Annotated in this window: 8 protein-coding genes; 4 read left to right on the top strand and 4 right to left on the bottom strand. The window is 57.8% G+C overall.

What is annotated here, in order from left to right:
- Nucleotides 1–113: 113 nt before the first annotated feature.
- The 4 genes from MKX51_RS20600 (at nt 114) to MKX51_RS20615 (ending at nt 6,394) form a co-directional block, all read left to right on the top strand.
- A complete protein-coding gene (locus MKX51_RS20600; RefSeq protein WP_340993643.1) occupies nt 114–1,022 on the top strand; it encodes a helix-turn-helix transcriptional regulator in 909 nt (302 codons plus the stop codon).
- An 82-nt stretch (nt 1,023–1,104) separates the two neighbouring features.
- Entirely contained in the window at nt 1,105–2,850 is a 1,746-nt protein-coding gene (locus tag MKX51_RS20605; RefSeq protein WP_340993644.1) for an ABC-F family ATP-binding cassette domain-containing protein, read from the top strand.
- A 111-nt stretch (nt 2,851–2,961) separates the two neighbouring features.
- A complete protein-coding gene (locus tag MKX51_RS20610) occupies nt 2,962–4,716 on the top strand; it encodes a sensor histidine kinase (RefSeq protein WP_340993645.1) in 1,755 nt (584 codons plus the stop codon).
- The gene (locus tag MKX51_RS20615) at nt 4,706–6,394 is read left to right on the top strand and encodes a response regulator (protein ID WP_340993646.1); all 1,689 of its coding nucleotides are present in this window, start codon (nt 4,706–4,708) and stop codon (nt 6,392–6,394) included. Before MKX51_RS20610 ends, MKX51_RS20615 begins: the two co-directional genes overlap by 11 nt.
- 419 nt (nt 6,395–6,813) lie before the next feature.
- Here MKX51_RS20615 and MKX51_RS20620 read toward each other — a convergent pair whose 3' ends face one another.
- From MKX51_RS20620 to MKX51_RS20635, 4 genes are all read right to left on the bottom strand, one after another.
- A complete protein-coding gene (locus tag MKX51_RS20620; RefSeq protein ID WP_340993647.1) occupies nt 6,814–8,352 on the bottom strand; it encodes a hypothetical protein in 1,539 nt (512 codons plus the stop codon).
- 62 nt (nt 8,353–8,414) lie between these two features.
- Nucleotides 8,415–11,177 carry an FAD-dependent oxidoreductase gene (locus MKX51_RS20625; protein WP_340993648.1) on the bottom strand — a complete coding sequence of 921 codons (2,763 nt, stop codon included), beginning with the start codon at nt 11,175–11,177 and terminating at the stop codon, nt 8,415–8,417.
- Nucleotides 11,178–11,195: 18 nt separating this feature from the next.
- Nucleotides 11,196–12,032, bottom strand: coding sequence for a carbohydrate ABC transporter permease (locus MKX51_RS20630; RefSeq protein ID WP_340993649.1), 837 nt, complete (start codon nt 12,030–12,032; stop codon nt 11,196–11,198).
- 2 nt (nt 12,033–12,034) lie between these two features.
- On the bottom strand, nt 12,035–13,018 hold the full coding sequence (locus MKX51_RS20635; protein WP_340939366.1) for a carbohydrate ABC transporter permease: 984 nt from the start codon (nt 13,016–13,018) through the stop codon (nt 12,035–12,037).
- Between the last annotated feature and the right edge of the window lie 16 nt (nt 13,019–13,034).

Below are 13,034 nucleotides of genomic sequence, written 5' to 3' on the forward strand. Positions count from 1 at the left end.
TATATGATGCGCTTTCTATTACAATTATAGGATTCCGTATGGTTTGCATGACCTGCAATATGGACATTTCACCGGGGTAAAAAGGACTTTATGCCATCTCGAGGAGGGAACTGATGGATTCGGCCAACCATACGCTAAAAGGGGAGTATTTCTTCCGGGGCAATCTCCTGTTATATGTGAACCGCGCTACCGAGACCTATGATCTTCCGCTTCACTCCCATGACTTCATGGAGCTGACCTTCGTGGCCGAGGGCAAAGGCTTTCATTATATCGGCCAGAAGGCTCACCCGACCGGCAAGGGCCAGCTGCACTTCATTCCTGTCGGCGTGTCCCATGTCTTCCGTCCGTCTTCACCCAGCTCTCTGCGCGAGCCGCTCGTCGTGTACAATTGTTTGTTTAAGCCGGAGCTGCTGGACCGTCTTGCCTGCGTGATTCAAGACCCGCCGATTGCCTCCTACCTGGAGCAGATCAGAGAACAACGGCTGCCTTCCTTCTCCCTGACGGATCTGAATGGTTCCATAGAGAACCTGTTTCTGGCGCTTCACCGTGAGCTTCACCTGCCGCAGAGCGGCTCGGACAGCTATTTGCTGACCCTGTTCATTCAGCTTCTAATCAGTATCTACAGGCTGGAGCATGATGAGATTCAGTTTCCGCTGGGCAAGCAGACGCAATTTTTGCAGATTCTGAATTACGTCCACCTGAATTATGTGCAGGAGATTACCCTGACGCATCTGTCACGCAGCTTCGACTGGAGTGAACGGCATCTTCAGCGGCTGTTCAAGGCGCATACCGGGCAGACCTTCTACCGGTACCTGCAGAACGTCCGGATTCAGAAGAGCTGTCTGCTGCTGGTCCAGCAGCCCAAGTCGCCCGTTCACCTCATTGCAGAGCAGGTAGGCTACCGCGATCCGTCAACGTTCAATCAGGTGTTCAAGCGGATTATCGGCACCACACCGGGGATCTACCGGCAAGCACCGGGAAGGAAACAGATGGAAGCGGTGAACCCGGAGGAACAACTTTAACGCGGAATCATTGATGTTATCAGGAAATAGTGTTAGGCTATCAACGGTAAACTCCATTCCAGCTACACAGAAAGGTAGTCCTATGATTAAAGTTCAACACCTGTCCTTCTCCTTCCCGCAAAAAGAGCTCTACACTGACATTTCGTTTACGCTCGAAGAGGCGCAGCATTGCGCTTTTATCGGAACCAGCGGCAGCGGAAAAAGCACCCTGATCGATATCCTCATCGACCGGAACAGATATTTGTTCGACGGTACAATAGAGATGGAGCCTGATTGCAGCATCGGGTATGTGAGCCAGTTCGCCAAGCCTGACCAGTCTCTAGACACCACCGTGTTTGAATATATAGCCGGACCTTTCATTAAGCTACAGGATGAAATACAGCTCATCTGCACTGAGATGGAGACCTCGGCGGATATTGAGCCGCTGCTGGAGAAGTATCAACTGGCTCTGGACGCTTTCGAAGCCTTGGGCGGAGATGATTACGAGAGTCTCATTCACAAAAAGCTGAATCTGGCTGACCTCATGAAGCGCAGGGATCTCAAGGTATCCGAGCTGAGCGGCGGGGAATTCAAGCTTGTTCAGGTCATGAAGGAAATGCTGAACCGCCCCGACTTCCTGATTATGGATGAGCCGGATGTCTTCCTGGACTTCGAGAACCTGAATGCGCTCCGGCAGCTGATTAACTCTCATAAGGGAATTCTGCTGGTGGTTACGCACAACCGTTATCTGCTTAACCATTGTTTTAACAAAATCATTCACCTAGAGAATAAGGAGCTTCAGGAGTTTGACGGCCGCTATCTGGAGTACAACCTCTCCCTGCTTCAGACCAAAATAGAGCTGCAGGAGCTGGCCCTCGCTGAACAGGAAGAGATTGAGCGCAACGATGTGATCATCGATAACCTCCGGGCCATCGCCACGTATAATTCAGAAGCCTCCAGAGGAAGAGCGCTGAAAGCGAGAGTGAAGTTCCAGGAAAGACTGGAGGCCCGCAGAATCAAAGCGCCGTTCGTGGACATTAAGCAGCCGCAGATTCATTTGGGGATGGTGCATGAGCCGCAGGACACTGATGCTCCTGTAGTGACAGTCCAGGATTACCGGGCGGCCTTCGATGAGCTGCTGCTGGACAAGGTTAGCTTCGAGCTGAATGCTGGCGATAAAGTCGCCCTGATCGGTCCGAACGGTACCGGCAAAACAACCCTGCTGCGCGATATTGCGCGGGGCCGGCACGACTCTATAACCCTCAGCCCGGAGGCTGCGGTAGCTTATCTGTCCCAGCTTCAAGGCGAAGTGCTGACCGATTCCAATACCCTGCTCGAAGAATTCATCGAGGCCGGGATGGCTACGTATGATGAGATCCGCTCCCATCTGGCAGGCTACGGCTTTGAAGGCGAGATCGTGAACCAGAGAATAGCAGCCCTGTCCGGCGGCGAAAAGAATTTGTTACAGCTGGCCAAGGTGTCTGCCCTGAAGGCCAATGTCCTGCTGCTCGACGAGCCGACCAGCCATCTGGACACCTACACGCAAATCGCGCTGGACAAAGCCATCCAGGAGTACAAGGGCGCGATTCTTATGATCTCGCATGACTTCTACTCCGTGGTCAACGGGATGGACTATGTGCTGATTATTGACGATAAGACGGTCCGCAAAATGACGATCAAAAAATTCAAGAAGATGATCTATGCCCGGCATTTCGATAAAGACTATCTGGAGCTGGAGCAGAAGAAGAAAGCAGCCGAAACCCGGGTAGAACTGGCGCTGAAGGATAACAATTTTGAGCTTGCCAAAAGTCTGGTCATCGAGTTGGAAGAGCTGATTAAACAGATGTAAACAGGGTTCCTCCGGGAGCCCTTTTCTGCATTGACAGCAGCGAAAAAGAATCGTTAAACTGAACGTACTACGCGAGATTCCATCAGGAGGCACCTACAGGAGGCAACTTAGATGAAGAAGCTTCTTCTCTCCCTGCACAAGATCCGTTTCAAAATGTTCGTGATCATCCTTGCCTGTATGCTGACCGTCGCGCTGTCGATCAGTCTGATTGCCTACCGGTATATCACCGATCTGCTGACCGAGAAGCAGATGAGCCAGATGAAGTCGTATGCCGACCGGCAGTTCGAGCAGCTCGAACGGATTCTGGCGGACATCAAGGCTCCGCTGGGGCAGCTGGCCGGACAACTGGCCGAGACAGACCAGTCCCGTGAAGCGGTTACCCGCGTCCTGCGGATGTATCAGTATTCGGTGTACCCTTTTTCCAGAGGCATGTATTTCATCGCCCCGGATTATTCGATTTATGAGACGGCGCAGACTACAACGCTGCCCGATGAGCTGAAGAACCGGCTGTATGCCGGAGCCCGGTCCTCCTGGACCTCCCTGCAATCCTTCGGCCCCTACCAATCCGCTAATAAAGGCCTGGTGCTGACCATTGCCGTAACCGTTTACAGAGGAACAGAGATCCAGGGCATCCTGGCGGCTGACCTCGACCTTCTGGCCATTAACGGGCTGATCACCGGGATGAATCCCTCCCCGGCAACCTCTACACTGCTGTTCAATTCCGGGTTGCAGCCGATCCTCAGCTCGGTGAAGGTCAGACAGGATGAATACAGCGGGCTTTTTCCCCAGATCCAGAGCTTTCTTAGGCATAATGAAGACGGCCTCCTCCCCCTGTATACCGATCACGAAGAGTTTGTTGCTCTGTTTGGCGGTCCCAATTCGCAGGGCTGGCGGCTGGTCAGCTTTGTCGATAAGCAGGATATTCTCGCACCGGTCACCCAGCTCCGCTATTATGCGATCTATCTGACCCTCTTTTTCATCCTGCTGTCGCTGATGATCTCCTTCTTCCTGGCCCGTTACATTGACGGCCCCATCTCCGGCCTGATCCTCCAGATGCGCCGCATCCAGAAGGGGAACCTCGGGCTGCGGGTCCAATTGAAGCGCAAGGATGAATTCCGCACGCTGGCGGATTCCTTCAATATCATGCTGGACCGTATCGGGGAGCTGATTGACGACAAGCTGCGGACGGAGAAGCTGAAGAAGCAGTATGAGTTCCGGGCCTTGCAGGCGCAGATCAACCCGCATTTCCTGTACAATACGCTGAACTCGATCAACGCCCTGGTCGATCTGAAGCGGACAGATGAGATCGCCAAGGTGCTGCATGCACTGGTGAATCTGCTGGATTATTCCATGGGCAAAGGCGAGGCGCTGACCACGCTGGAGAAAGAGCTGGAGGGGCTCAGTCATTATATCTACCTGCAGCAGATCAGGTACCAGTACAAATTCGAGGTCAGCATAGACGTTGACGAAGACGTGCTGGACTGCCGCATTCTGAAGCTGACCCTGCAGCCGATTCTGGAGAATGCCATCTTCCACGGGATAAGGGGGAAGCGGCGCGGGGAAGGACTGATTACTGTACGCGGCAGGCTGCTGCAGTCCAGGCTGGTGCAGCTCGAAGTAGAGGACAACGGCACCGGGATCGCACCGGATCGCCTTAGCGGGCTGCTGGACCCCTCCGCCCCGCCGCCCGGCGGAGCGGAGGGGATTCCGCATTATTCTTCGATGGGCCTGCGGAATGTCCACGAACGGCTGCAGCTACATTTCGGCGAGGCTTACGGCCTGAAGATTACAAGCACAGAAGGCGCGGGGACGATCATCAGCATCACCTTCCCCGTAGTGAGAGGAGAACCGGCAGATGAGCAATAATCCGGTTGTACTGGACAAGATACGATGTATTGTAGTGGATGATGAGGCGCTGATCCGGGAGCGGTTCCGGTATGCTTTTCCGCTGGAGGAGCATGGATTCGAAATCATCGGGGAAGCAGAGGACGGCGAAGAAGCGCTGGAGCTGTGCAGACAGCTCAGCCCGGATATTGTGATCACCGACGTGGTGATGCCGGGGATGAACGGGCTGGAGCTGACCGGACAGCTGAAGCAGCTCCTGCCGAGGATCAAAGTCATTATTCTGTCCAGCTTCCAGGAGTTTGAGTTCGCCCGCAAGGCGGTGGCGCTGGGCGCACTGGGCTATCTGCTGAAGGTAACCTCGGGCTATCAGGAGCTGCTGGAGATTCTGGATCAGGCCCGCAGCGAGATCGAGGCCGACCGGGAGCGGATGCTGCTGTCCATTGAGGAGCGCAAGCAGCTTCAGGACAGCCAGCCGCTGCTGCGCAAGCAGCTGATCCTGGATATCCGCAGCGGAATGGCCCATTCCCCGGCCAGGCTCGGGGCCGCCTGCGATTTCGTGAACTGGCACCGGCCGGGCCCGGTATTCACGCTGGGGCTGGTCAGCATCGACCGCTACAGCAGCCTGTCCCAGACCTTCCATTCCAAAGATCTGGCGCTGTTCAAATACGTGATGATGCGGATGATCGAGGAGTTGGCGGAGACCAGCCTCCCCTGCAATGTATTTGACTGGGATGAGCAGAGCATCGGTCTCTGGATACTGCTCCAGGACCCGGGCGATGCTGCACAAGTGTCGCCGCTCTGTGAGAGCATACTCCACCATGCGCGTAAATACCTGCCCTTTACGGTGTCGGTCCGGGTTAGCAGGGCGCACCGGATGGAGGCTTCGCCGGAGGGGTGGCCGTCCGCTTTCGGAAGTGCATTCGGGGACTTAGAGGAGCTGAAGGCCGCCTTGTTCTATGAAGGCCATGGCAGCTATCACGCATATAGCGCTGTGCACGGAACGGTTCAGGGTAAGGAACCGGGTACTGCCTTGGTGGCTGCCGCCTCCTCCCGGCATAGTATGCCGGAGCTTCCCGATCCGGCTGAACGGCTGGCCGGACTGAACGACCCTGCCGGGCTGCAGCGGCTGGTGCATGACGATTATATCCGGCCCCTGGTGTCGGTGAAGCCGGAACCGGAGCGGCTGCTGCACTGGATGGAGGAGCTGGCCGGGCGCTGGACCGCTGCCGACTCCCATTCCCGCAGCCGGTTCCTCGCCGGAATTGGCGGCGTGGAGACGATCCATGATGCGGAGGAGTTCCTGCTTAGCCTGTTCCTGTGGAAGCAGAGCGCAAGCCGGCTCGCCTTCGACCAGCCGGTACAGCGGGCCGAAATCCAGAAGGCGCTGGATTATGTCGCCCGCCATTACCGCGAGCCGCTCAGCGTGGCGGACATCAGCGACTACACGGCCATCAGCCCGAATTACTTCAGCCACCTGTTCAAGGCTCAGACCGGCATCAACTTCTCCGACTATGTGACCCGTTACCGGATCGAACGGTCCAAGCAATACCTGCGGGAGACCGAGATGCAGGTCGGTGAGATTGCCGAACAGATCGGCATCCCGGATTACAAATATTTCGCCAGAATCTTCAGGCGGCTTGTCGGCAAGACACCCAGCCAATACCGCGAGGAGGAGGGCAGGCGGAGCGGCCGGAAGTAGCGGAGTGGCCGGGTGTAGCGGAACGGCCGAAAGTAGGCGAGTGGCCGGGTGTAGCGGAGCGGCCGGAAGTAGGCGGGAGCAGGCTGACGCAGGCGGTGCGCCCTCTGGCTAATACTGAGAGTTTTCTCTCCCACCGGTCGCCTGTATGGAGAGCATTGCTGCACATATTGCAGGATTTTTCTATAACTGTTACTGGCGGCGGTACAATGTTGCATGATTTGCACAAATTCCGGTGCAAAGAGCAAGTTAGCGCCGACTATGTTGCATTTCGTGCAGGATTTCAGTATAGACCGCTTCTATTGGGCAATATTGCTGCATTTTTTGCAAAATTTCCTAAGCAATGACAAAGAGGCCGTCCCGAAAGCCGTGGATCATGGCTTGGGACAGCCTCTTCTATTCTTTTTTATAAGCGGTCAGCCTTACAGGGTATCATCCGCCACGACCAGTTCGAACACCGAGCCGGCGGCGAACAGCGTTCCGTTCTTCGGCTTGAAGGTCACGGAGGTCACAGCGGCGTTGTTCTTCCAGCGTCCGCCGTACAAGGCCAGGCGTCCGCCCGCAGCGCCGATCAGCGACAGCATATGCTTATGGCGGTCAGTGTCGGCATGGCGGATAATGGACAGCGCTCCGCAGCCGAACTGGCCCGCTTCCGCTTCCCCGCCGGGGATCACCCCAATCTCATTATCGCTCTGGAGCACGGTCTCATGCGTCTTGTCCATGGCAGATGCCCGCCGGATCGCATAATTGGCCGCAGAGGCATCCCCGTTCAGCTCGATCAGCAGCCGGTCCTCCGTCCCGGAGGCATTGGTTCTTGCCACTGCAACCGCACGCAGACCTACAGCACCAGCCGGGACCTGGAGCGTAACGGAGGCTTCGCCCGCTGCTGAGACCACATGCCGGGCCGCCGGAGCTTCAGCCTTATAGGCGCTGATGATGGAGCCCGGCAGGAAAGACTCGCCGCCCATACCGGGGAAATAATGCAGATGGTTCAAGGCCTCCGTGTTCCTTCTACGGCCGTTCTCCTGGCTGACCGGATAGAAGACCTCTTCAAAAGCAGCATGCTGGCTGATCCATGGCTTATGGAAGGCGGTGCTCCGGTACTCCGGATACATCACCACCAGATTGCCAAAGGAATCCGCCGGGGCAGCGGCCGCCGTTGACCAGCCCACCCGCTTCTCCGTAAAATATTCATCAATAATTTTATTATCCGCGATGCCTTCCCCCCCAAGGCGCTGGATGGGATAATTGGCGGATGACGTATCATTATTAAGCTGCTGATAGACCCGGTCGCCCTGGCGGGTAGCCAGATTCTGGCTGGATCTCATCTGCATCATCAAGACCAGATGGTTAGCATCTGCGGGCAGTGAGCCGAAGGTGAATTTCTTCGACTTCTCGTCAGGCAAGCGGTCTGCTGCCAGCCTGGCCTCATCCACGGCATACAGTGTAACAATGGACCCGATGGCCCATTGGTTGACGCCGCCGGGAACATTCTGCCACGGCCGCAGGGCGATGGAATCCACAGCCGCCGTGCTCTCCCAGGCCCCGGAGTGGCGCTGCAGCCGGGTCTCCAGCGAGGACCCCATACTTTGCCACAGCTTCAGGTTATCTGTGCGGAAGGCATACGGGAACAGCAGATACCCTCCTCCGTATCCGGCAGAGGCTGGAGGGATGTCCACGCCCTGCGCAATGTTGGTATTCGTAGTGCTGACTGTTGTAATCGCTGTGCCGCTTGCTGTGAATTCCCGGCGGTTATAATGGCTGGCCGTATCGCCGTTCAGAATGACCTCGCAGAATCTGCGCTCGGTGTAGGTCTGGGCGGCGTTCACTTCAATCACCAGATGGCGCGTGCCTGCTGGCACGAGCGCCGCCAGGGAGGTGAAGGTGACCGCCGTCTCCGGCGCACCCTGGACCTTAATTTCAGCAACACGGACAAGCGGCAGTGCAGATAGAATACTCATGAATCATCGCTCCTTCGATTTTTGGAATAGGTAACCTGTAGTGACATCATTCAGAACAAGGGCTAACTATGATCCGGCACCCGGGCGGCAGCGGCCAAACCGGCTGTGATCCGGCGGGCAATGAAGGTATCCTCCTTACTCATTCCGGCAGCTTGCGCAGCTTCATCATTGCCGGCCGACTCCCGGGGTAAGTCTTCCGGCCATATGTCATCAGCAATATAGGCCAGCGCAGCGGCATCGGGAATCCGGCCCTGTCTGCGCAGCTCCTCTACCGCCGGAACCATCAGCAGCTCACCGGAACCGGCTGTACCGGCGGCTTCCTCCAGCCAGCGGATATCCAGGTAAATCTCATCCGGGTAGAAGCCTTGGCGGAGACGCAGCAGCAGCCGTAAGTCCCCCATCAGCCACGGCTGCCAGCGTCCTTTCCCCTCCTGCCTAAGCAGCTCTGTCCCCGTCAGGACGGCCGTTAGTGTTAATGGAGACTCTCTGCGGGAATTGCCCTTCCCGTCACCGGCTGGAAGAAGTGCCCCCGCCCGGAGGAAGCCGCAGCCGTTCTTGGTGGCGATCTCCACTACAAACTGCGCACCTTCCTGCCATGATCCCAGACTCCGGGCTTCGTACAGAACGCGCACTCCGGCTTCTTCCAGCAGCCGGTCTGCCGCCAGTTGGGTCAGTACCGGCTCCAACTGCTCGCCGTTCCACGCCCCCTCCTTGCGAAGCAGCTCCAGCAGCTTGCGGACGGCCGCAGCCTCCTGCTTATCCGCTCCATGGAAAGCAGTGAGCCGGGACCGGGTAACCTCCGTCATCAGAGCACTGCCCGGCGCAAGCAGCACTACGCGCTTGCCTGTCAGGCCCAGGGCGGCAGCACAGATCACCTCAGCTGTTCCCGCTCCGGTAACCGCAACATCGAATGTACCAAGCGGCGGAACTGCCGCTGCCTGAGACGCTGCATCCGCTGTACCGCCGGGAAGCAGACGGGCGGCTGTGTTGCGGACGTACCCCCGCGCATCGGCGGAGGCTGCGGCAGCCAGCTTCCCGCTTAGGCTGTCATCCGCCCCGGCCTGCGCCAGAATGGCGGCGGCCCGCAGCTCCAGGCTCCAGCGGAGCGATTCAGGCCGGTCGCCGTGCATCCGGTAATCCTCCCCGGGAACGCCGGAGGCCAGCCAGTTCTTCACGGCCGCAGCCGCTGCTGCCTGCTGCTCCTTGTCCAGCAGCGGCAGGACAGCAGACAAGTAATCCAGCAGGAACGTGCTGTGCACTGCACCCGGCTGCTCCGCAAGTGCACGGGCCGCCTCTTCCAGCCCGGCGGGGCTCTTCAGCATCCGCAGCAGAACGAAGGATGCCACCCAGAAGGGCACGCATTTCGGATGGTTGCTGAGCTTCCTGCCATTCCTTGCGCCAATAAGGCCAAGCAGATAAGGAATGGCCTCCTCCCTGCCGAGCAGCGCCAGTGTTATGGCAGCATTGAAACCAGCCACGGCAGACTGCTCCTCCAGTATTCCTGCCAGTAACCGGACCACCTTCGGGTCACTGCCTGCGCCTGCGGAATGGCCCAGCAGCCAGACCGCCTTCCAGCCCTCTTCCGTGCCGAAGTACCCGGCAAGCTGCTCACTGTATGTGGCGGCGTTATCCCCATCCAGCTTCAGACCGGCCAGACTGCCCTGCCGGAAGTGTAGGTTCCGCCCTGCGGTCCGCCGCAGGTCCTCCTGCTCCAGTACGCCGCGTTCAGCCAGTCGCTGCTGCAGCAGCGAACGGTCCACCTGACGGGGCGCGCAGCCGCCTTGTACGCTCAGTGCAGCCGCTACGCCGGCTGCTTCGCCAACCTTATGCATGTCCTTCTGCATCCGCACGCCCATGCCGGCATCCCTGTCCACCGACAGCGCGCGGCCTGCCACCAGCAGCCGTTCCAGCCCTTTTGGCAGTAGCGCCCCGTAGGGAATATCGCACCACAGCCCCCGGACGAACAGGCCCATCACCGCAATCCACAGCTGGCTGAACTCACTCTCATTGCCGGTATCGAAGCCGTGATTATCCAGATGGGAATAGCTGCGGGCGATCACCTCCGGCGAAGGCCGGTCTTCGATGTAATCCTGCAGCGTGATGGTGACATCCCCTTCGATAAGTCCGCCTTCTCTCACGCCAAGCATGGAGGACACAGCGAAGTAACGCGCCCCCTGAGCGTAGCCTTCCCTGACCCACTCTCTTCCGCGGGTGAATGCCCGGGAGACATCCCAGGGATCATACGGGTCCACCCACCCGGCATCCAGATTGTCGTACCCGATCTCACCCTCCAGGATCCGGCGCGGAATGAACGAGTAGTTATGATAGATGCCGTCCAACTCCCGGCCGTAGCGGAGCCTGCCCCCGGCCATACGCACCAGATGGGCGTTGCCGGTGCTGTCGATGGTAACCCCGGTGCGGATCTCCAGCGGCCCGGCCGGACTCAGTAGCCGCACACCTGCGACTCCCTCACCTTCCATGATTACCTCATAGACCACCGAATCCAGCCAGACCCGGATTCCCTTCTCCCGGCAGAGGGCGGCGAGCGCCACCCGCTTCGCATCGGGATGGAAGCCCTTGGTCCTCCCTCCGAACACGGCAGCCGCTTCGGCAGTCCGGCGGTCAATCTCTTCCTGAAGCCCCCCGGGAGACCCGTAGTAATAACGGTGGATGCCGCCCCGGGTGGCGACACCGCCCAGAGCGGTATCATTCTCCACCAGGATTACACTGGCACCTTCATCGGCGGCCGCAAGGGCCGCTACACAACCAGCCGTCCCTCCTCCAACGACAAGTACATCTGCTGAGACGGCTTTTGACTGAATCATGCACACACCTCCTGTTGCTTAGCCTTTGATGGAGCCGGCCAGACCTTCGATGAAATACCGCTGCAGGAACAGGAACACGATGATAATCGGCACCACCGACATCACCGCTCCCGCGGCAAGTCCCGTCCAGTCTACGCTGTTCGTCCCGAAGAAGTTATACATGCCGACCCCCAGCGTACGCAGCGACGGCTTGCTTAAGGTGAAGGTCAGCGGGACGAAGAATGCATTCCACGCGCCGATGAAGCTGAAGATCGTCACTGTGCCGAGAATCGGCTTGGACAGCGGCAGCATGATGCTGAAGAACATCCGGAAGTACCCGGCGCCGTCAATCGTGGCGGATTCCTCCATCTCTTTGGGCAGGGAGGCGAAGTAGCCGACGAACAGCAGAATCGAGACGATTTTGGACGGACCGGACTCGGCCAGAATGACCCCCATCAGCGTATTATTGAAGCCGAGACCGACAATCAGCTCGAACAGCGGGAGAATCGTGAACCCCTTGGGCAGGAACATGGAGATAACCAGCAGGGTCATAATCAGTTTTTTGCCAGGCATGTTGCCTCTCCCCAGCGCATACCCGGCCATTGAGGTAATTACCAGGACAAGCAGAACTACCGATGCGGTAACAATCACCGAGTTGAAAAAGTACTGATAAAAGTTCGCCAGCTCCCACGCCCGCACAAAGTTATCGAAGGTCGGCTCTTTGGGGATGACGTTAATGCCGCCCAGGAACATTTCGCTCTGCGACTTGAAGGATGACGAGATGATCCAGATGAACGGATAACTCCAGATTAAAGTGAAGCCCAGCAGCAGAAGCTGGACAGGCAGTTGTCTGAGCAGCCGGTTAAGCCTGTACATGGTTATTCCGCTCCTTTCGCGCCGGATCTGCGGGCATATTTGCCGGTCAGCGCCTGGATGATGACGACTACGAGCACAGCCAGACTGAACAGAATGCCTGCGGCCGAGGCGAAGCCATACCGGGACGAACCGCTCTCCGGCTCAAACGCATACCGGAAAATATAAGTCTGCACCACATCGGTCGCTTTGACCGGGCCGCCCTCAGTCATCGTACGAACCAGATCGAAAGGGTCCAGGTTATTGATAAACGTCAGCAGGGTAATGACCAGGCCAATCGGGGCCAGCATCGGAATCGTGATCCGGAAAAAGCTCTGCACTCTCCCCGCCCCGTCAATTCTCGCCGCCTCGTACAGCTCACCCGGGATCGTCTGTAATCCTGCGAGCCAGTAGATCATGGGGGTCCCGAAGCTTTTCCAGACGGAAACCGCCAGCAGGGTGGGCAATGCCAGCTTGGTAGAACCCAGGAAGTTAATCGGCTCACTGATGATTCCGGTATTCAGCAGCATCTCGTTCACCGCACCGCCCAGCGGATTCAGCAGAATAGAGAAGATCACTCCGATTACCGCTGTCGTAGAGATCACAGGCACAAACAGCAGCAGCCTATAGATATTTCTCCCCGCCAGGAACTGGTTGTTGAGAATAACCGCCACCACCAGCGCCAGCGGCATCTGGATCAGGACATGGGTCAGGGCGAAGAAGAAGGTGTTCATGAACGCGTTCCAGAAGCCCGGGTCGGCAGCCACCTCCCGGAAGTTGCCCAGTCCGATGAAATCGGTCGGCCAGCCGATGCCGTCCCAGTTGAAGAACGAATAATACCAGCTTGCAATCATCGGCCATAGGGTAAAAGCGGAAAAGAACACCAGCATCGGCAGCACGAACAGATAATGATAGCGGTGCTTCTTGATTTGTTTGAACAGCTCCGCTCTCCGGGAGAGCGGAGCCTTGCCGGCGGGAGCAGGGATCGTCTGCTGCGTGCCGTAGCCCATGATGCATTCACTCCTG

Origin of the sequence: Paenibacillus sp. FSL M7-0420, assembly GCF_038002345.1 — a bacterium.
Lineage (GTDB): Bacteria > Bacillota > Bacilli > Paenibacillales > Paenibacillaceae > Paenibacillus_AQ.

Excerpts from the sequence above, each read along its gene's own strand:
- MKX51_RS20600 (WP_340993643.1), top strand. The coding sequence starts at position 114 with ATGGATTCGGCCAACCATACGCTAAAAGGGGAGTATTTCTTCCGGGGC.
- MKX51_RS20625 (WP_340993648.1), bottom strand. The coding sequence starts at position 11,177 with ATGATTCAGTCAAAAGCCGTCTCAGCAGATGTACTTGTCGTTGGAGGA.
- MKX51_RS20605 (WP_340993644.1), top strand. The coding sequence starts at position 1,105 with ATGATTAAAGTTCAACACCTGTCCTTCTCCTTCCCGCAAAAAGAGCTC.
- MKX51_RS20620 (WP_340993647.1), bottom strand. The coding sequence starts at position 8,352 with ATGAGTATTCTATCTGCACTGCCGCTTGTCCGTGTTGCTGAAATTAAG.
- MKX51_RS20615 (WP_340993646.1), top strand. The coding sequence starts at position 4,706 with ATGAGCAATAATCCGGTTGTACTGGACAAGATACGATGTATTGTAGTG.
- MKX51_RS20630 (WP_340993649.1), bottom strand. The coding sequence starts at position 12,032 with ATGTACAGGCTTAACCGGCTGCTCAGACAACTGCCTGTCCAGCTTCTG.
- MKX51_RS20635 (WP_340939366.1), bottom strand. The coding sequence starts at position 13,018 with ATGGGCTACGGCACGCAGCAGACGATCCCTGCTCCCGCCGGCAAGGCT.
- MKX51_RS20610 (WP_340993645.1), top strand. The coding sequence starts at position 2,962 with ATGAAGAAGCTTCTTCTCTCCCTGCACAAGATCCGTTTCAAAATGTTC.